Origin of the sequence: Sellimonas caecigallum, assembly GCF_019754295.1 — a bacterium.
In the GTDB taxonomy this organism is placed as follows: Bacteria; Bacillota; Clostridia; order Lachnospirales; family Lachnospiraceae; genus Sellimonas; species Sellimonas caecigallum.
Map to the genome: position 1 here is coordinate 1 of NZ_VIRV01000007.1, position 20287 is coordinate 20287.

The 20287-nt window shown below is 44.1% G+C and carries 19 protein-coding genes and 1 tRNA gene; 6 read left to right on the forward strand and 14 right to left on the reverse strand.

The window, feature by feature from the left end; all coding sequences use genetic code 11:
- Window positions 1-118: 118 nt before the first annotated feature.
- The 4 genes from FLB61_RS06180 to FLB61_RS06195 all read right to left on the reverse strand — a co-directional run bounded on the left by FLB61_RS06180 (window position 119) and on the right by FLB61_RS06195 (window position 2548).
- Window positions 119-206 (reverse strand) — tRNA-Ser (locus tag FLB61_RS06180).
- Between the two features lie 123 nt (window positions 207-329).
- Entirely contained in the window at window positions 330-1046 is a 717-nt protein-coding gene (locus FLB61_RS06185; RefSeq protein WP_221919679.1) for a lysophospholipid acyltransferase family protein, read from the reverse strand.
- 43 nt (window positions 1047-1089) lie between these two features.
- The gene (locus FLB61_RS06190; RefSeq protein WP_087202096.1) at window positions 1090-1656 is read right to left on the reverse strand and encodes a Fe-S-containing hydro-lyase; all 567 of its coding nucleotides are present in this window, start codon (window positions 1654-1656) and stop codon (window positions 1090-1092) included.
- Window positions 1657-1705: 49 nt separating this feature from the next.
- Window positions 1706-2548 (reverse strand): fumarate hydratase, encoded by an 843-nt coding sequence (locus tag FLB61_RS06195; protein ID WP_221919680.1) that lies wholly within the window; start codon window positions 2546-2548, stop codon window positions 1706-1708.
- A 149-nt stretch (window positions 2549-2697) separates the two neighbouring features.
- Here FLB61_RS06195 and FLB61_RS06200 point away from each other — a divergent pair, with 149 nt between their 5' ends.
- Window positions 2698-3144 carry a C-GCAxxG-C-C family (seleno)protein gene (locus FLB61_RS06200; RefSeq protein WP_221919681.1) on the forward strand — a complete coding sequence of 149 codons (447 nt, stop codon included), beginning with the start codon at window positions 2698-2700 and terminating at the stop codon, window positions 3142-3144.
- A 49-nt stretch (window positions 3145-3193) separates the two neighbouring features.
- Here FLB61_RS06200 and FLB61_RS06205 read toward each other — a convergent pair whose 3' ends face one another.
- The 10 genes from FLB61_RS06205 to dnaA form a co-directional block, all read right to left on the reverse strand.
- Window positions 3194-5881, reverse strand: coding sequence for an ABC transporter permease (locus tag FLB61_RS06205; RefSeq protein WP_221919682.1), 2688 nt, complete (start codon window positions 5879-5881; stop codon window positions 3194-3196).
- Complete coding sequence (locus FLB61_RS06210) at window positions 5881-6561, reverse strand: ABC transporter ATP-binding protein (RefSeq protein ID WP_087202104.1); 681 nt, start codon at window positions 6559-6561, stop codon at window positions 5881-5883. Before FLB61_RS06210 ends, FLB61_RS06205 begins: the two co-directional genes overlap by 1 nt.
- Before the next feature lie 81 nt (window positions 6562-6642).
- Window positions 6643-7653 carry a sensor histidine kinase gene (locus FLB61_RS06215; RefSeq protein ID WP_246599138.1) on the reverse strand — a complete coding sequence of 337 codons (1011 nt, stop codon included), beginning with the start codon at window positions 7651-7653 and terminating at the stop codon, window positions 6643-6645.
- 3 nt (window positions 7654-7656) lie between these two features.
- Window positions 7657-8334 carry a response regulator transcription factor gene (locus FLB61_RS06220; RefSeq protein WP_221919683.1) on the reverse strand — a complete coding sequence of 226 codons (678 nt, stop codon included), beginning with the start codon at window positions 8332-8334 and terminating at the stop codon, window positions 7657-7659.
- 88 nt (window positions 8335-8422) lie between these two features.
- Window positions 8423-10918 carry a DNA gyrase subunit A gene (gyrA, locus tag FLB61_RS06225; RefSeq protein ID WP_221919684.1) on the reverse strand — a complete coding sequence of 832 codons (2496 nt, stop codon included), beginning with the start codon at window positions 10916-10918 and terminating at the stop codon, window positions 8423-8425.
- A 19-nt stretch (window positions 10919-10937) separates the two neighbouring features.
- Window positions 10938-12851 (reverse strand): DNA topoisomerase (ATP-hydrolyzing) subunit B, encoded by a 1914-nt coding sequence (gene gyrB / locus FLB61_RS06230; RefSeq protein WP_087202117.1) that lies wholly within the window; start codon window positions 12849-12851, stop codon window positions 10938-10940.
- A gap of 13 nt (window positions 12852-12864) precedes the next feature.
- The gene (gene recF, locus FLB61_RS06235; protein WP_087212685.1) at window positions 12865-13950 is read right to left on the reverse strand and encodes a DNA replication/repair protein RecF; all 1086 of its coding nucleotides are present in this window, start codon (window positions 13948-13950) and stop codon (window positions 12865-12867) included.
- Window positions 13951-13964: 14 nt separating this feature from the next.
- Window positions 13965-14174, reverse strand: a complete 210-nt coding sequence (locus FLB61_RS06240) for an RNA-binding S4 domain-containing protein (RefSeq protein ID WP_087202121.1) — start codon at window positions 14172-14174, stop codon at window positions 13965-13967.
- Window positions 14175-14192: 18 nt separating this feature from the next.
- Window positions 14193-15299, reverse strand: a complete 1107-nt coding sequence (dnaN, locus tag FLB61_RS06245) for a DNA polymerase III subunit beta (RefSeq protein ID WP_087202123.1) — start codon at window positions 15297-15299, stop codon at window positions 14193-14195.
- A gap of 180 nt (window positions 15300-15479) precedes the next feature.
- Window positions 15480-16880, reverse strand: coding sequence for a chromosomal replication initiator protein DnaA (dnaA, locus tag FLB61_RS06250; protein ID WP_087202125.1), 1401 nt, complete (start codon window positions 16878-16880; stop codon window positions 15480-15482).
- Window positions 16881-17282: 402 nt separating this feature from the next.
- Between dnaA and rpmH the strand changes: the two genes are divergently transcribed.
- The 5 genes from rpmH to jag all read left to right on the forward strand — a co-directional run bounded on the left by rpmH (window position 17283) and on the right by jag (window position 20208).
- Window positions 17283-17417, forward strand: coding sequence for a 50S ribosomal protein L34 (gene rpmH, locus FLB61_RS06255; RefSeq protein ID WP_008977315.1), 135 nt, complete (start codon window positions 17283-17285; stop codon window positions 17415-17417).
- Between the two features lie 82 nt (window positions 17418-17499).
- Window positions 17500-17871: a ribonuclease P protein component gene (gene rnpA / locus FLB61_RS06260; protein WP_087212688.1), complete on the forward strand. Its 372-nt coding sequence runs from the start codon at window positions 17500-17502 to the stop codon at window positions 17869-17871.
- Window positions 17872-18087 carry a membrane protein insertion efficiency factor YidD gene (gene yidD, locus FLB61_RS06265; protein WP_087202129.1) on the forward strand — a complete coding sequence of 72 codons (216 nt, stop codon included), beginning with the start codon at window positions 17872-17874 and terminating at the stop codon, window positions 18085-18087. It begins immediately after the preceding gene.
- Window positions 18088-18123: 36 nt separating this feature from the next.
- Window positions 18124-19413 carry a YidC/Oxa1 family membrane protein insertase gene (locus FLB61_RS06270; RefSeq protein ID WP_221919685.1) on the forward strand — a complete coding sequence of 430 codons (1290 nt, stop codon included), beginning with the start codon at window positions 18124-18126 and terminating at the stop codon, window positions 19411-19413.
- 21 nt (window positions 19414-19434) lie between these two features.
- On the forward strand, window positions 19435-20208 hold the full coding sequence (gene jag, locus FLB61_RS06275) for an RNA-binding cell elongation regulator Jag/EloR (protein ID WP_087202133.1): 774 nt from the start codon (window positions 19435-19437) through the stop codon (window positions 20206-20208).
- Window positions 20209-20287 lie beyond the last annotated feature (79 nt).

Below are 20287 nucleotides of genomic sequence, written 5' to 3' on the forward strand. Positions count from 1 at the left end.
CGACTTTTTTTTCGAAGCGGCAGGTGTTTCGTAACACCAACTTGTTTATCTTATCACATCTTTCTCATAATGTCAAGAATTATTTTTTTCTTTTTTTGAGGTTTTTCGTGATAAGAAACGGAGAAAGAGGGATTTGAACCCTCGCGCCGGTTGCCCGACCTACACCCTTAGCAGGGGCGCCTCTTCAGCCTCTTGAGTATTTCTCCAAAACACTGAATTTCGTGTCTTTATTTTGTTTTTGCGTTCGTAACGCATTAGTAATTATACTAAAATGATATTTCATTGTCAAGCACTATTTTCAGTGTTTTTTATTTTCTTTTTTTTACCTCTCAAATCTGTGTATATTCACGGATTACTTCTTCGATTCTTCGTTTTACTTCCTGAGCGATTTCTGTTGTCTTCATATCCTTATATTCTTCATAAAGCATTGGTTTCAGGAAGTGTACCTGCACGGTGACAGGGCTGATTGTATTCGTATCAAATGGCTTGAAGGCATCAATGAGTGCAACTGGGACGATCGGACATTTCGCTTTGGTAGCTGCTTTGAAGCTTCCTCCTTTGAATTCGCCTGGCTGATTTCCCTGTTTCGATCTTGTTCCTTCTGCAAAGATCAGATAGTTTCTGCCTTTTTTTACTTCTTTTGTCACATTCACAATGATTTCCATAGCCTGCCGTACATCTTCCCTGTCGATCATATATGCTTTCATACATGCGAACACCTGTTTTAAAAACGGAATATTGGCAATTTCTTTTTTGGCCACGACTGAAAACGGAGTCGGACAGGCTTCTATGATCGCCAGTACATCGTAGAGTCCCTGGTGATTTGGAAAAAACATAAATCCATTCTGCTCTGGTATATTTTCTTTTCCATATACGTCTATATGGACATTGCCCCCTTTGTTGGCTTTCCCGTCTATATATTTCAGAAGGCTGTAACGCTGCTCTTCTGTATATTTTTCTACATGGCTCGCATAATAGCACAGTTTAAACCATCCGTATGGGACAAAGAGGAGATTTCTCAAGACCATCATTATAATTCGTTTCATACTTTGCTCCTTTGTATGTCTTATAGTTATGATACCATTTTTTCTAACAAAGAGTGGTATCCTCTGTCCGATAAGCCTGGATTGCCGTTTCGTAGAGATTGTTTCCTTCGGAATCAACCACAACTATGACGGGAAAATTTTCCACTTCAAGCCTGCGGATTGCCTCTGTTCCAAGATCGTCGTAGGCGATCACTTCAGATGATTTGATGCATTTTGACAAAAGTGCTCCGGCTCCTCCCACGGCTGCTAAATAAACGGCATCATTCCTTACAATAGCATCTATCACAGCTTTGCTTCGTTTTCCTTTTCCGATCATACCGCCCAGACCAAGATCCAAAAGCTCTGGTGCATATTTGTCCATCCTGCTTGCCGTTGTAGGTCCCGCCGAACCGATCGGACGACCTTCCCGCGCAGGAGATGGCCCCATATAATATATCATCTGGCCTTTCAGATCAAGCGGAAGTTCCATTCCTTTTTCCAATGTCTCTTTCATTCTTTTATGTGCAGCGTCCCTGGCCGTATAGATTGTTCCTGTGATATAAACATAGTCTCCGGCTTTCAGTGTCCTTGCCGTCTCTTTGCTGATTGGGGCAGTGATTTGTTTTTCCATACTTCTTATCCTTTCTTCTCCTGTATGTTCCTAATTCATTTAGCTGGTTTTAAATTTCTCGTACCGCATGGCGGTTTACATGACAGCAGATATTGACTGCCACCGGCAGCCCTGCAATATGAGTAGGATAAGTATTGATATTTACAGCAAAGGCTGTCGTAGTTCCTCCAAGTCCCCCCGGTCCGATCCCAAGCTGATTAATTTTTGTAAGAAGCTCTTCTTCCAGCTCTTTGACGTACGGGATATCCGAATGTCTGCCAACTTCTCTTGTCAGAGCTTTTTTGGACATGAGGGCACATTTTTCAAAGGTTCCTCCGATACCAACGCCGACTACCATCGGAGGACATGCATTTGGCCCGGCATCACGCACTGCCGTAAGGACTGCCTCTTTAACTCCTTCTATGCCGTCTGCCGGTTTCAGCATGAATACGCGGCTCATATTTTCACTTCCGAAACCTTTCGGGGCCACTGTGATGCGGATCCTGTCTCCTGCTACAATTTCATAGTGAATGACTGCCGGTGTATTATCTTTTGTATTTTCTCTTTCTATAGGGTCTCTTACGACAGATTTTCTCAGATATCCTTCCTTATATCCCTGACGTACTCCTTCATTGACAGCATCTTCCAGCGGTCCTCCTTCCAGATGGACATCCTGACCGATTTCCAAAAAGATCACTGCCATCCCTGTGTCCTGGCAGATCGGTATCATATCTTCAGATGCTATCTTCAGATTTTCCTGAAGCTGGCAGAGAATCTGTTTCCCAAGAGGGGATTTTTCTTGTTTTTCCGATTCAGAAAGCGCATTCTTCATATCTTCTGAAAGATAATGGTTCGCTTCGATACACATTTCTTTTATCTGTTCTGTGATTTCACTGACATTTACTGTACGCATGTGCATTCTCCTTCATGATTTGCCTTGTTTTCTTCATTTACTATAACACCTGGAAAAATGAATGACAAGCCATAGCAAAAGAGGGATTGCGATTTCAAATACTGTGAATTATAATTTTTGTAACAGTTTGAGGGAAGAGAGGGATAGAAATGACGACTGATATCAGTATGGAACAGCTGAAAGCGGACGCTGTCGATATATTTCACAAGGGATTTGCCTGTTCGGAATCTGTGATCTACGCCATCCGAAAGAATTTTGATCTGGATCTTTCCGATGATGCCATCGCTATGAGCAGCGGATTTCCATGGGGACTTGGCGGAGGAGGATGCATCTGCGGTGCGCTGGCAGGAGGCGCCATGTGTATCGGCTACTTTTTCGGACGCCGCACACCGGGAGATCCGAGTATCCAGACATGTTTTGCTCTTACAAAAGAACTGCATGATTTTTTCTGTGAGTCTTATACCTCTCCTTGCTGCCGTATCCAGATACACGGATATGAAAAGGATGCTCCGGAACGAAAGGCAAAATGTACCGATATCGTTTCCGGCACTGTGGAAAAGACTGCGGAAATCATTTTGCGTGAACTTCGAAAGTAACAAAAAAAACAGACAGTGGACGTCTGATATGATGCCACTGTCTATTTTTTTAGTCTTTTTTCAATTCCTCGATAATATTCTGTTTTTTGATTTTACTCATCGAGTACAGCATTGTGGCGAATACCACTGCAAATACCCATAGTACTGCAACACAAAGTCCTCCCCATGGATGCTGGAAAGCAACATCGGCTCCGGTCATAACGACATAATTCATCGCAAAACTGATTGCCACCGAAAGGATGACTCCATAGAAAATGGATCGTATTCCGTATATTAGGCATTCATAGTTCATCATCCTGCGCATGCTTTTTTCTCCCATTCCCATAGATTTCAGCATGGCAAATTCTCTTTTACGGATCATGATATTTGTTGAAATCGTATTGAACACATTTGCCGCCGCAATCAAAGAAATCAAAATGATAAATCCATAAGACAAAACTCTTATCGCAATCATAATTCCTCTGTCCTGCTCATACTGTTGTGCCAGATTCATCAGCCTTTCTGCCACCATTCCATTTTGATCCCCATTTTCCAGTTTTTCACAAAGATCTTCGTAAGTTTTCTGATACTCTGAAGATTTGATCATGCATGAATACGTAAGATCGGCATCAATGCTGGAAATAATGGTATCCTTCTGACTTTCGGGTATGAGGAGAAGTATAAATGGATTGTACCAGTCGTTGAAGTATTCCGGAAGCTTCTGTACTTTGTGTGCGAGAACAATCTCCTTTTTGGAATCCTGGATTTGTTCTGCCGTTGCCATATCATCATTTTCAAATAGTTTACCAAAGGACATCAAAAGGTCTGCCTTGATCGGATCATCTTTTTTGCCATTAATCATTTCTGTCTTTACATATCTGCTTTCCTTGTTGTCATAATGGCGGTAAAAATCATAGTACAGAACTTTGTTGTTTTCTTTCTGCATATACGTCTTGGCATCTATTCCTTCATCCTTTGCCAGTTTCTCAAATTCTTCATCCGGAAGAATCAATCCTGTGATACTTGTGCACGATTTTTCTTTTTCTCCCTTAGCCTCTTCTTCCTCAGTTCCGAAATAATATTCCGAAAGGGAAGGTATGTTTCCCAATATCTCTTCCGCTTTTGAGGAGACATCCTGTGGATCCAGGGCAATTGTTGCAGAAAATTCTCCATAGGAGACAACATCCGTCACTTTTTCTCCTGATTCCAAAAGTTTTTGTATTTCTTTGCGTCCTTCTTCGCCGGTCTCTTCCTCTATAATCTGATATTGAAACTCATATTCCGGTGCCTCCAGCATAAAAGCACCTGTCTTGGAGAGATATTTTGAAAACAAAGTAGCAGATGTGAACAGCACGATGCTGACCGTAAGAGAAAATACGGTTGCCCGATACTTCTTTCTGTCTCTCCTGTAATTTTTATCTGCCAGCATCCCTTCCAATCCAAAAATCTTACGGATGAATTTGGGACTTTTTACTTCTTTTGATTTTACTTTGATATCTTTGTTGGCGCGGATCGCTTCGATAGGTGTAATCCTCTTTACCCGTGCGGCCGGAATCCAGACAGAAACTGCGATGATGACAGCTGCCACCGATGCTGCCAGAAAAATAGCACCAGGTGAAGTTGCCAGACGAATACCTCCCGCCGCCGCGCCTCGAATCCATTTAGCCAGAGATTCTCCGATAAAGAACAGAGTAATTCCTATTCCTGCAAGACCACTTAAAATTCCGATCGGAATTCCGATGATCCCGACCCAGAATGCTTCATACCACATTGATCTGCGAAGCTGCTTTCTCGTCGCACCGATCGACGAAAGCAGACCAAACTGCGTCGTCCTTTCCCGAAGGGAGATAGAAAATGCGTTATAAATCAGGGAAACAGCGCCTACTCCTATAATGATGATCAAAATCGTGAGAAGCCCGTTTATCATTCCCATGGCAGTAGCATTTCCGGACACTCCAAGCCATTTCAGCATTCCGGTGTTTGCGATCAAAGCCGCAGACCCTCCCTCATACTTTTGTATGAAGTTAAATGTCTCTTTTGGATTTTTAAGGCATAAATACGCATTTGATACTGTCTTTTGACTTCCCCCTTTGCCGATAAATGCATCGGTTCCGGCGCCATTTAGCTGCGTATCGCCCCAGTGTTCCAATATCCCCACAACCTTGTAGGTATGCGTATATCTGGGCTGGAAAGACTCCAGCAGATAAAAATCTCCGTTTTCATCATACCCGTATTCCAGCTGTGCATTAAAAAGAAGTCGTTCTCCTTCAATCATACGGTCGCCGATGTCAAGTGTGATCTGGTCTCCTATCTTAGCCTGTTCATCTCCATTTATCGGGATGGTATCATAGAGGATGATCTCATTTTCATTCTCAGGAAGTCTTCCTTCTTTTAGTTTCATAGACATCATATCTGCCGTCTGTTCGTCTATGGACTGGATATAAAGGTATTGGTTGAAGACATTATCCTTCTGGGAATCCAGTTTGGCATATCCTGCCTCATCCATTACATTCAATTCTTTGACTTCTTTATCTTGTTTCATATCACGGAGTTCTTCCTGTGATATTCCCTTAGCGGCCACATGCCAGTTTCCATCTGTTTGTACAGAATAGTCGTACATAAACTTCTGTATGCTTGTTCCAAGAGTCACAACTGCCGTAACCATGGCGGTTGCAAGAATGACCCCTATGATCGTAACGATCGTGCGCGACTTGTTCATCAGCATTGTCTTTTTGGTAATCTGTCCGAAAATATTCATTACCGAACCACCTCATCTCTGACAATCTTTCCATCCTCCAAAGTAAGGATACGGTCTGCCTGGAGTGCAATGTTTTCATCGTGGGTAATTACGATCATTGTCTGATCATACACTCGGTTGGAATGCCTGAGCAGATTCATGATTTCTTTACTGTTTGCAGAATCCAGATTTCCCGTCGGCTCATCTGCCAAAAGGATGGAAGGAGCGTTAAAAAGAGCTCTTCCGATGGAAACTCTCTGCTGCTGACCTCCGGACAGCTCATTTGGCAGGTGATGGATACGGTCTTTGAGATTCAGCATCTCGATCAGTTCCTTCAGCCTATCTTTATTGATTTTTCTCCCGTCCATCAGAACCGGAAGCGTAATATTCTCTTCCACGTTCAAAACCGGAATCAGATTGTAAAACTGATAGATCAGCCCTACCTGCCTTCTTCTGAACACAGCTAACGCCTCTTCTTTCTGGGCATATACATCCTTTCCGTCCACATACACCTTTCCAGAAGTCGGGCGGTCCACCCCGCCGATCAGGTGAAGAAGTGTGGACTTTCCGGAGCCGGATGAACCTATGACGGAGACAAATTCACCTTTCTTTACAGAAAACGAGACCCCATTCAGCGCATGCACCTGATTTTCCCCTTTGCCATATATCTTTGACAGATTTTCTACTCTCAAAATCTCCATTCTTTTTTCCTCCTGACTGATTATGGTTCCAAGTATATCAGGGGCACATGACACTGCGATGACTTTTAAATAACAATTTTGTCACATTTCATCCCGCTTATAAAACCGGATTCGGAACCTGGCCCCTCCCTCTTTTCTGTTTTCCGCTGTGATCACGGCGTCTTCCCCCGAAAGAATGCTCCGGGCAAGGGCAAGACCAATGCCAAAATTGACATTGTCTGATTGTCTGCCTCTGTAAAAACGTTCAAAAATATGTGGCAGATCTTCCTTGGCGATTCCATCACCGGAGTCCGAGACTGCAATTTCCGTAAAAAGCGGATTTTCTCTCCATTCGATCTGAATCATCCCTCCACTCGGTGTGTGTTCCATGCAGTTCTTCAGTACATTTCCAAGGGCTTCCATTGTCCACGCCTCATCTCCCTGAAATGTTACATCTCCTTCTCCTTTAAGGAGAAGCGTCTGTCCTTTTAATTCCATCGGTATTTCCAAAGGGCGCACTGCCTCTTTCACAAAGTCTTTTGCCAAAATCCGTTTTTTCTCAAGCCGTACTGTTCCGGCGTCCAGCTTGGACATTTTAAGAAGTGCTGTGATCAGCCACTCCATGCGCCCAAGCATCCGCTCCATGTCCCGGCAGCTTTTCTTTCGCTGTATTTCGCTCATATCAGCCTGTTTCATCCGCTCCAGCATGATATTCAAAGATGTGAGTGGTGTCCGGATCTGATGTGAAATGTCTGCAAGCGCATCTGCCAGGAATACCTTTTCTTGCTTTGCCTTCTCATTCTGCTCCCGGAGCCGAACTGTCATCTTGTAGATCTCGTCTTTTAAAATTTCCAAGTCTCCTTCCCGGAATTCCCCAAGTTCCAGATGTTCCTCCCCATGCAGAATCCGATCGATCTGCTGTGTCAGACTTTCGATATCTTTGTACCGCCGTCTCATGTAAAGCAAAAAGAAGAGAAGGAGCAATGCCCCTTCCACACAGATCCACCAAGACGCATGTCCTTCTGTAAAAGACACTCCGACCAACGTCAGACATGTGATTCCCAAAAATCCGACACATGCCTTTCTGATCTCTTTATTTCTAAAAAGTTTCATTGTTTATCCCTCCAGCTTATATCCAAGTCCTCGCACCGTCTTGATGATCTTCGGATCCTGAGGACAATCCTCTATCTTTTCCCTTAGACGCTTGATGTACACGGTCAGCGTATTGTCATTGACATACTCTCCGGCCACATCCCAGATTTCCTCCAGCAGCATCGTCCTTGTGAGCACCATCCCGCGGTGTGAAAAGAAGACAAGGAGCAGACGGTATTCCAGCGCAGACAGAAATATTTCCTTTCCATTTCGCATCACACTTCCTTTTTCCGTGTCAATCCGTATATCCCCGGCAGAAAACACATTCTGACTTTTTCCGCTTCTTCGCAAAACAGTCCGCATCCTGGATACAAGCTCCCTCGGCCGAAATGGTTTGCTGATATAGTCGTCCGCTCCCATGTCAAGCCCGGTAACCACGGAAAATTCATCATCCAGCGCTGTCAGAAAAATGATCGGAATCTGATACTTTGCCTTTACTTCCGTGCATACACTGTACCCATTTCCCTGAGCCAACGTCACATCGAGAAGGATCAGATCAAATTCCTGGCCTTCCAGAATCTCCATCGCTTTTCTCTGTCCATCCGCAGAGACAACACGAAATCCTTCACTTTTCAGATATTCTGTCAGATTTTCTACGATCAGCCTGTCATCCTCCACAAGCAAAATCTTTGTCTCATTCATCGCTGTTTCCCTCCCTTTCCCACGATTGTATCACGCCCCTGTCTTTAAAAAACGGGGATCCAAAATTTCTTTCGAATCCCCATTTATTTTACATGTCTTCGTTTTCTTCTGTCTCTTCTTCGTCTGTATCGGAAGTGTTCTCTTCCCCTGTCTTGCGTACTTTTGCAATGCTTGCGACGCTCACATTGTCGTCCAGGTTGATCAGTTTGACTCCGGATGTGATCCTGCCAAGTTTTGAGATGCCCGCGCATTCCATGCGGATGATGATTCCTTCTGTGTTGATCATCATGATCTCATCGTCTTCATTGACGGCTTTGACGCCCACAACATTTCCGGTTTTTTCAATGATCTTGTAACATTTCACGCCTTTTCCGCCGCGGTTTTGCGGGGTAAATTCTTCCATGCTTGTGAGTTTTCCCATTCCCTTTTCGGAAGCGATCAGAAGATAGTCGCCCTGGGTATTGAGCTGCATACCGATAACTTCATCGTTGTCGCCCAGATTCATGCCGCGCACTCCCATGGATGTCCTTCCTGTCGGACGTACATCTGTTTCTGCGAACCGGATACACTGTCCGTATTTTGTCACAAGAATAATATCTTTTTCATCGTCTGTAGTCTTTACCTCGATCAGCTCATCGTCATCTCTTAAGGTAATAGCCGCAAGTCCGGTCTTTCTTACATTTGCGTAGTCCATGATCGGCGTCTTCTTTACAAGACCTTTCTTTGTCGCCATGAACAGATACTGTCCATCTGTATATTCCCTTATCGGGATGACCGCAGTAATCTTTTCTTCCGGCTGGAGCTGAAGCAGATTGATGATGGCTGTTCCCCTTGCGGTACGTCCTGCCTCCGGGATCTCATAGCCTTTCAGCCTGTATACACGTCCCATGTTTGTAAAGAACATGATATAGTGGTGTGTGGAAGTCATGAAAAGTTCTTCCACGTAATCTTCATCCAGCTTCTGCATTCCTTTGATTCCTTTTCCGCCTCTTGCCTGGCTCTTAAAGGTATCTGTCGTCATGCGTTTGATGTATCCAAGCCTTGTCATCGTAATGACTACATCTTCTCTTGGAATCAAGTCTTCCATGGAGATGTCGTAGACGTCGTATCCGATCTGCGTCCTTCTCTCGTCTCCGTATTTTTCGCTGATAGCGAGGATTTCTGTGCGGATGACTCCAAGGAGCAAGTGTCTGTCTGCCAAAATCGCTTTCAACTCCCCAATGCGTTTCATCAGCTCTTCGTATTCTTTTTCCAGCTTCTCCCGTTCCAGACCGGTCAATGCACGGAGTCTCATGTCCACGATGGCCTGCGCCTGCGCGTCCGACAGTCCGAACCGTTCCATCAATTCGGATTTTGCAAGCTGCACTGTCTGGGATCCGCGGATAATGCGGATGACTTCATCGATATTATCAAGGGCAATAAGGAGACCTTCCAAGATATGTGCACGTTCTTCGGCTTTGTTGAGTTCGTACTGTGTACGTCTTGTGATGACTTCTTCCTGGTGCTGTAAATAGTATTTCAGCATATCAAGAAGATTCAGTACTTTTGGCACTCCGTTCACAAGCGCCAGCATGATCACACCGAACGTATCCTGGAGCTGTGTATGTTTGTAAAGCTGATTGAGGATGACGTTGGCATTGGCATCTCTGCGAAGTTCAATGCAAATACGCATGCCTTCACGGCTGGACTGATCGCTTAAGTCCACGATTCCGTCCACTCTTTTTTCTTTTACAAGATCTGCTATCTTTGCGATCAGACGTGCTTTGTTTACCATGTACGGGAGTTCCGTCACGATGATTCGGCTTTTTCCGTTTGCCATTGTCTCAATGTTGGTAACCGCACGCACGACGATCTTTCCTCGCCCGGTGCGGTACGCCTCGTTGATCCCTCTTGTCCCAAGTATCGTAGCGCCAGTCGGGAAATCCGGTCCTTTCACGATATGGAGGATATCCTCGATGGCTGTCTCTTTGTCTTCAATCTGGTCATCGATGATCTTTACAACCGCTCCGATGACTTCTTTTAAGTTGTGAGGCGGAATGTTGGTTGCCATCCCTACCGCGATCCCGGATGTGCCGTTTACAAGCAGGTTCGGGAATCTTGCCGGAAGAACAGTCGGCTCCTTCTCCGTCTCGTCAAAGTTCGGTGCAAAGTCCACCGTATTTTTATTGATATCGGCTGTCAGCTCCATGGAAATCTTGCTGAGTCTTGCCTCGGTATATCGCATTGCCGCTGCGCCGTCGCCGTCCACGGATCCAAAGTTTCCGTGCCCGTCCACGAGAGGGTATCTTGTAGACCACTCCTGAGCCATGTTTACGAGTGCTCCGTAGATAGAACTGTCCCCGTGCGGGTGATATTTACCCATCGTATCACCGACGATACGTGCACATTTACGGTGCGGTTTGTCCGGACCGTTGTTCAGTTCGATCATGGAGTATAAAATCCTTCTCTGAACCGGCTTCAGACCGTCTCTTACATCCGGAAGAGCTCGGGAAGCGATAACGCTCATGGCATAATCGATATACGAATCTTTCATTTTTTTCTCAAGATCGACTTCCTCGACCTTGTCAAAAATATTATCTTCCATTGCTTCTCTCCTCCTTCACCTATACGTCCAGATTTTTTACGTATTTTGCATTTTCTTCTATGAATTCCCGGCGCGGTTCTACTTTGTCGCCCATCAGCGTGGTAAATGTCAGATCCAGTTCAGAGGAGGCTTCTTCGTCCATTGTAACACGGATCAGCACACGGTGCTGTGGATCCATGGTCGTCTCCCATAACTGCTCGGCATCCATCTCGCCGAGTCCTTTGTAACGCTGGATCTTATTATTCTGGTCACGCCCTACTTCCAAAAGGATTTTATTTAATTCTTCGTCGCTGTATGCGTACCATACTTTTTTATTTTTCTCCAGTTTATAGAGCGGAGGTTTTGCTAAATACACATGTCCTTCTTTGATGAGTTCCGGCATAAATCGGTAAAGGAACGTAAGGAGCAATGTGCTGATGTGGGCCCCATCCACGTCGGCATCAGTCATGATAATGATTTTATGATAGCGAAGTTTGGAAATATCGAAATCTTCATGGATACCTGTTCCAAACGCTGTGATCATCGCTTTGATCTCCGCGTTTGCATAAATTTTGTCAAGACGTGCTTTTTCCACGTTGAGAATCTTTCCACGAAGCGGAAGGATCGCCTGGGTAGCCCGGTCTCTGGCCGTCTTTGCGGATCCGCCGGCGGAATCACCTTCCACGATGTAGATCTCACAGTTTTTTGGATCTTTATCAGAACAGTCTGCCAGCTTTCCAGGAAGGGACATCGTCTCAAGGGCAGACTTTCTGCGGGTAAGATCCCTCGCTTTTCTTGCCGCTTCTCTGGCTCTTTGGGCCATCAAGGATTTTTCGATGATGACTTTGGCCACAGACGGATTCTGTTCCAGGAACACTTCCAGCTGCGCGCTCACGATGCTGTCCACTGCTCCTCTTGCCTCGCTGTTTCCGAGTTTCTGCTTTGTCTGTCCTTCAAACTGCGGTTCCGGAATCTTGACGCTGATGATGGCAGTCAGTCCTTCACGGATATCGTCACCTGACAGGCTCTGCTCGTTTTCTTTGATAAGTTTATTTTTCTTTGCGTAGGCATTGAATGTCTTTGTCAGGGCATTTCGAAATCCTACCACGTGTGTCCCGCCCTCCGGCGTCGTGATATTGTTTACGAAGCTATACGTTCCTTCTGAGTAGGAATCATTGTGCTGCATGGCCACTTCCACGTAGACATCATCTTTCATCCCAGAGCAATAAATGATCGGTTCATAGAGAGGCTCTGTGCTTCGGTTCAGGTAGGAAACAAATTCGCGGATTCCACCTTCATAGTGGAACACATCTTCGCGTTTTTCTTCCCTGTCATCCCTGAGAATGATCTTCAGATTTTTCGTCAGAAATGCCATTTCTCTCAGTCTCTGTTTGAGTACCTTGTACTCGAATACTGTCTCTTCAAAAATCGTGTCATCCGGCATGAAAGTGACTTTTGTTCCTGTTTTTTCCGGACTGCACTCTCCGATTACCCGAAGAGGGTACATGACCTTTCCTCTCTCATAACGCTGCTCATGGATCTTTCCGTCTCCCCATACTTCCACTACCAGCCAGTTGGAAAGGGCATTGACGACGGACGCACCTACACCGTGGAGACCGCCGGACACTTTGTATCCGCCTCCTCCGAATTTTCCGCCGGCATGAAGTACCGTAAATACGACTTCCACGGCAGGAAGCCCGGATTTATGGTTGATGCCGGTTGGAATGCCTCTTCCGTTGTCGATGACTGTCACGGAATTGTCTGCATTGACCGTCACTTCGATCGTATCGCAGTACCCTGCCAGCGCTTCATCCACCGCATTGTCTACGATCTCGTATACCAGGTGATGAAGGCCTCTTGCAGAAGTACTCCCGATATACATCCCCGGTCTTTTGCGTACTGCTTCCAACCCTTCCAATATCTGGATTTGATCTCCACCATATTCTGCGCTCATACTGATCCTCCTACTAATTTTCGCTTGTAACCTGTCCGTTTCGGACAAGGAACACTTTATTGATTGAAAAACGATGATTCACAAACTCTTCCACACCAGTACAGGTGATGAGAGTCTGGATATCGTGAATACTGTCTAATAAATAGTTTTGCCGATGTTTGTCCAGTTCAGACAGCACATCGTCGAGAAGCAACACAGGCGTGTCATGGATCACCTGTTTGACAAGCTCGATTTCAGCAAGTTTTAAAGATAAAGCGGCAGTCCGCTGCTGTCCCTGGGATCCGAATGTCCGGATATCCATCTCCTTTACCTGAAAACAGATGTCATCCCGGTGTGGTCCCACGGACGTGCTCTTCATGCGGATATCCCGCTCTTTGTTTTTCTTTAATGCCTCCTCAAGAGACAGACTGCCGGAAGACGGTTCGTAATGCATCGTCATCCGTTCCCTGTTTCCGGTCAGTTTTTCATGGATATCACCTGTGATCTCATTCAGTTCTTGGATGAATTTTTTTCTTCTCTCCATGACCTCCGTCCCATATCGGACAAGCTGCATATCCCACACATCAAGCGTATCCCTGACACCTTCCTGCCACGAAAGATCTTTCAGAAGCCGGTTTCTCTGATTCAGTACCCGGTTGTAATCTGATAAGTTTTTCAGGTATACACGGTCCAGCTGGGACAGCTCCAGGTCCATAAACCTTCTTCTCTGGGCAGGACCATTCTTGATGATATTAAGATCCTCAGGTGAAAAAAATACAAAATTAATAATGCCGAACAGCTCGCTCGCCCGCTTAATCGGCATTCTGTTGATAGCAATCCCTTTTGGGCTGTTTTTTTTCAGGTGAAGGTCGATCCGGAACGGAACCCCATTTTTCAGCACCTGTACTTCAATATGGGATTCCTCTTTTCCAAATGCGATCATATCCCGGTCCTTGGTCCCACGGTGCGACTTCGTCGTCCCAGCAAGATAGACCGCCTCCAGAATATTGGTCTTCCCCTGAGCATTGTCTCCATGGAGAATATTCGTCTGCGGGTGAAACTCCATATCCAACAATTCATAATTTCTAAAATTCTTTAGTTTCAATGACTGAATGACCATGATACACCCGTCTGCTATTTCTTGATCTTGATTTCCTGTCCTTCGAAGGACACAATATCTCCGTCATACAGTTTTCGCCCGCGTCTCGTGTCCACTTCACCGTTTACAAGGACAAGACCGTCTGATATGACTTCTTTTGCCTCCACGCCAGACTCTACGAATCCAGCCGCTTTCAGCGCCTGTCCGAGTTTGATAAACTCGTCGCGCAGTGTAATGATTTCCATAATCCTGCTTCCCCTTTTCTAAATCGCATTAAAGTTTACCGGAAGGATCAGGTAAACATAAGTTTCTTTCTCATCTTTGATAAAGCACGGAGCTTTTGCATTCATAAAATAGAGGTTGACTTCTTCGTCATCGATGACTCTTAAGGCGTCAATGAGGAACTTCGGGTTGAATCCGATCAGAAGATCTTTCCCTTCTTTCGTAATGAAGATCTCTTCATCCATGGATCCAAGCTGTGACTGAATCTTAAGTTCCATCGATTCGTCTCCGATATGAATGATGATCGGCTTTTTATCTCCTTCCTTTACAAGGAGAGTTGCACGGTCAATACAGCTTAAAAGTTCCCGCTTATTCATACGTACCTTTGTCTCATAGTCACTTGAAAGCATCTGTTCGATGCGGAAATATTCACCTTCGATGAGACGGGATACTACTACAGTCTGATCAAATTCGAACACAACGTGATTTTCTGTGAAATAGATCTGTACTTCACTGTCTACTTCACCTGATAAAATCTTGCTTACCTCCATCAGTGTCTTTCCAGGAACGACAGCCTTTCTCATTCCGTAAGTGTCTTTCAGTTCAATCTTACGGATGGAAATACGGTGTCCGTCCAGGGAAACCACTTTCAGAATATTCTCATTTATCTCAAACAATTCACCTGTCATCAGCTTGTTGCTTTCGTTGTCAGCGATAGAGAAAATTGTCTGACGAATCACTTCTTTGAGTGTATATTGTGACAACCTGACTGGCTCTTCTTTTTCTATATATGGTAAGTAGGCAAAATCATTTCCTGATTTCCCTGAGATATTAAATTTCGCTTTTTCGCATGTGATCATAGTCTGATCGTTGGCACCTGTTTCAATCACGATTTCATTGTCCGGAAGTTTTCTTACAATCTCAGAAAAAATCTTTGCATCAAGAGCAATCATTCCTTTATCTAAAATTTCACCTTCGATGATTGTCTCAATTCCAAGTTCCATATCGTTGGCAGTCAGCTTGATGATATCTGTTGTTGCATCAATAAGGATACATTCCAGTATCGGCATTGTTGTTTTAGAAGGAACTGCTTTGGATACGATTCCCACACCTTTTGCAAGGTTGGATTTTGTGCAGATGATTTTCATGTGAATAACTCCTTTCGGCTGTGCGTAATGAATTAAAATATATAAGATATCCGCATTCGCCGCCTTAGGGGCTGTGGATATGTGTATAAGTGCCGGAAGCCCTCTGTTTTCAAGGCTTTACAGAAAGGAAAACTCTGTTGAACAAGCTTGGTTTTATGGAGGAGGGCTTTCGGAAAACCCTTAAAGCGGATTGATTTTTTTCTTGATGATATTGATCGTATTTTTCAGTGAATCATTGTTTTCCATATCTTTCGACATTTTATCCACACCATGTTTCACAGTCGAGTGGTCTCGGCCGCCAAGAAGGCTTCCGATCGTCTTCAGAGGGGTGTCCGTCATCGTTCGGCAGAGGAACATGGCGATATGCCGTGCATTTGTCGTGCGGGCATCCCGGCTTGCACTCTTTAAGTCTGTGACGGAGACTCCAAAATGCTCAGATACAGTATCAATGATCAATTCCGGTGTGATTTTTCGGTTTTCATCAGGTGAAATCAGATCTTTCAATGCCTCAGCGGCCAGTGCAATGTTGATCTCTTCGTTCTTTAATTTATATAAAGCGATCAGTTTATTGAGCGAACCTTCCAGCTCCCGGATATTAGACTTAATATTTGCAGCGATAAACTGAAGTACATCTTCAGGGATATGGTACCGCTCAAGCTGATCAGATTCGATTTTTTTCTTTAAAATGGCCATCCTCGTCTCATAGTCCGGTGCAGAAATGTCGGCGATGAGTCCCCATTCGAACCGGGTGCGAAGACGTGCTTCCAGTGTCTCGATGTCTTTCGGCGGTTTATCAGAGGAGATGATGATCTGTTTTCCGGATACATGAAGGTGATTAAATGTGTGGAAAAACTCTTCCTGAGTACTTTCTTTTCCTATGATAAACTGTATATCGTCAATAAGGAGTACATCGACATTTCTATATTTTTCGCGGAATGCAGTCATCGGAAGTTCATTCCCTGTTTTTCCGCTTTTCAGAGATTCGATCAATTCGTTTGTAAATGCCTCGCTGGTCACGTACAATACTTTTTTCTTTGGATCACGTTCCAAAATGAAGTGGGCGATGGAGTGCATCAGATGAGTTTTTCCAAGTCCGACGCCTCCGTAGAGGAACAGCGGATTGTAAACTTCACCTGGAGATTCGGCCACTGCCAGGGAGGCAGCATGGGCGAAATTGTTGTTTTTGCCCACGACAAAAGTCTCGAACGTGTATCGAGGATTCAAATTTGCACGTTCGATCATGAGCATATTGTCATTTTTCTTTGTTGATTTTTTCTTATGAGCATTCGCGATCTCTTCCACTTTTTCAAGTTCGCTTGGGTTATCAGGGATAAATTTGACATCATATTCCGTTCCCGTGATTTCCGCAATGCTTACTTTAAAAGGAAGAAGATATTTTTTCTCTATGTAATCGATATAATCACCTGTCCCATCTAGAGTTACAAGGATATAGACGGTATTTTCAATTACATCATAGACTTTTAATGGAAGAATCCATGTTTTAAACGAAACGTCGGAAAGACTATGCTCAAGTCTTACATTTTCAATAATTTCATTCCATTTTTCTGTTACGATGTCCATTTTCGATGACTCCTAATCCTTTAGTTTAAGTGAAAATAAATAGAATCACTCCCTTATATATTACAACAAAAGTACTGTTAACGCAATGTAAAATCAATGTGGATAATGTTTTGAACATCGAAAAACCGCCTAAAAACGTCGAAAAATGAGGAAAATTAGTAGAAACCAACATGTTTTCCACATAAAATCACATAATTATCCACAAAATGTTGAAAACACTTGACCGCGGTGGGGATACATAGGGGAGAGCGTAAACGAAAAATCAGGTGAAAAAAAGTGCCGGAACTGCTTGACGTGGGGGAACTTTTTTACTATAATCAAACGTGGTGTCTTTCATTAAAGAACGAAAACAACGTACTTATATTTATATATATAAGTTTCAGGTCAAGGAGGTGTAAAGCGATGAAAATGACATTTCAGCCGAAAAAACGTTCCAGAGCAAAAGTTCATGGATTCAGAGCAAGAATGAGTACAGCAGGCGGAAGAAAAGTTCTTGCAGCCAGAAGAGCAAAAGGAAGAAAACAGTTATCCGCGTAGGCCGCATATATGTGGCCTTTTCTTCTATTCAGAAACAAATTTTCGGGATAGAAGAAGCTAAAAATCAGGAGCAGAAAGCACAATGAATTTTTCGGAATCATTGAAAAAGAACAGGGATTTTCAGATGAATTACAGGAAAGGAAAATCCTTGGCAAACAGATATCTTGTGATGTATGTGAGAGAAAACGGGCTTTTGAAGAACCGGCTGGGTATTTCTGTGAGCAAAAAGGTAGGGAACAGTGTAGTCCGGCATAGAGTAACCCGTTTGTTGAGAGAAAGTTATCGGCTTCACGAAGAATATTTCCAGTGTGGATATGATATTGTGATAATTGCACGGCCTTCTGCCAAAGGCAGGAGTTATTTTGATATGGAGAGTGCGCTGGTCCACCTCGGAAAGCTTCATCACATATATGAAAAGGAAACACAGCAGATTCTTCAGAATGGAGAGGATTAGATGAAAAAGTTTTTGATCGCAGTGATTCGATTTTACAGAAAACATCTTTCGAAATATAAACTTCCGACACAGCACTGTATCTACACTCCTACCTGTTCCGAGTATGGACTGGAGGCAATAGAAAAGTACGGTGCGCTCAAAGGCGGACTTTTGACAGTATGGAGAATCCTTCGCTGTAATCCATTTCACCGGGGCGGTTACGATCCGGTCCCGTAAAAGTAGAAGAGAATACCCGAATATGGAGGAAAACAAATGGAAGGATTATTACTGACACAGTCATCCGCTCCGATTGTCGGCCAGATTTCATGGCTGCTCGGACATTTGATGAATGGAATTTTCAATGTCTTAAGTAATGTGTTCCATATTGAAAATATCGGTCTTTGTATCATTATTTTCACGATCATTATTTATACATTGCTTCTTCCGTTAACGTACAAACAGCAGAAAGCTTCCAGGCTGACTTCTGTTATGAGTCCGGAACTTCAGAGGATTCAGAACAAGTACAAAGGTAAAAAAGACCAGGCATCTATGATGAAGATGCAGGAAGAGACCAAGATGGTCTATGAAAAATACGGAACGTCCATGATGGGCGGATGTTCCCAGCTGCTTATTCAGCTTCCGATCATCTGGGGTCTGTTTTATGTAATCCGTAATATCCCGGCATATGTATCCGGTATCAAAGATGTGTACATGCCGCTTGTGGGCAAGATTCTGGAGACGGACGGCGGACAGGCAGCTATGGAAGCCATCGGTAAATCAAGAGAAATCATGATGGATCCGTCCAGATTTGATTTCAGCAAAGAGAATATTATTGTAGATGCACTTTACAAGTTCCAGGAAAGCACTTGGGACAAATTGGCAGACAAGCTGCCGGATCTGGAGACGTTGATCCATTCTACGCAGGAAGGATTGGCTCACCTGAATTCCTTTATTGGGATCAATATCGCCGAGACGCCGCTTACGATCTTTATGGATTCCATCAAGACGGGAGCCATCGCGACAGCAATCCTGGCATTGTCTATTCCGTTGATCTCCGGTATCACTCAGTATATGAGTATGAAGATGACTCCTACGGCAACGACAAACTCAAAGGACAACAAGGATAATCCTATGATGGCGTCCATGAACACGACGATGAAGATCATGCCGCTGTTCTCCGTGTTTATGGTATTTACATTCCCATCTGGTATCGGTCTTTACTGGATCGCCAGTGCAGTCGTGCGTATGGTTCAGCAGTATGTGATCAACAAACATCTGGAAAAAATCTCTATCGAAGAGCTGATTGAAAAGAATCAGGAAAAAGCAGCGAAGAAGAGAGAAAAGAAAGGCACGAATGCCAAGAAACTTTCCGAGATGGCTCAGGTAAATGCGAGAAGGATCGAGGAGCCGAAGCGCAGAACAATGACAGAGCAGGAAAGAGAAGAAGTCCTCAAAAAGGCACAGGAAAAGAATAAAAATGCAAAACAGGGAAGCCTTGCTTCAAAGGCAAATCTTGTAAAGCAGTTTAATGAAAATAACCGTAAAGATAGTGAAAAGAAGTAAATGAGGAAAGAGGTTATTGAGATGGGTGAAATTACAGTATCAGCAAAGACACTCGATGATGCAATTACAGAAGCCCTGATTCAGCTTGGTATCACAAGCGACATGCTGGAATATGATGTAATTGAAAAAGGAAGCAGCGGATTCCTCGGCATAGGAAGCAAACAGGCAGTGATCCGTGCCTGGAGAAAGAAAACAGAAGTAAAGGAAGAGACTCTGGAAGACCTGAAAGAAGAGATACAGGAAACAATCTCTGAGGTAAAACTGGATGAAAAGCCGGCCAAAAAACAGAAAAAGAATGAAAGCCGGGAGTCAAAGGAACTGGCGGATGTAGAAGAAGCTACAATCGCGGCATGTGAAAAATTCCTTTATGACGTTTTGGCGGCAATGGGAATGGGTGATGTGAAAGTCAATTCCTGCGTAGATGAAGACGGTGCGCTGTCCATAGAAATGAACGGAAAAAATATGGGTATCCTGATCGGAAAAAGAGGCCAGACGCTGGATTCTCTCCAGTATCTCACAAACAGAGTGGCCAATAAGATGCAGGATGGCTATGTCAGAGTAAAGCTGGATACGGAGGATTATCGGAGAAGAAGAAAGGAAACGCTTGAAAACCTGGCAAAAAACGTTGCATACAAAGTTAAGCGTACAAAGAAAGCTGTTTCTCTGGAACCGATGAATCCGTATGAGAGAAGAATCATTCACTCAGCACTGCAGTCAGATAAATATGTCTCCACCCACAGCGAGGGAGAAGAACCATATAGAAGGGTTGTAGTAACACTGTCCAGAAATAAGTAAACAAAGCAGAACAAGGGGTTGATTTTCCGAAAAAAGGGAAAGTCTGCCCCTTTTGTATTCTTTTGCGGGAAAGAAAAGG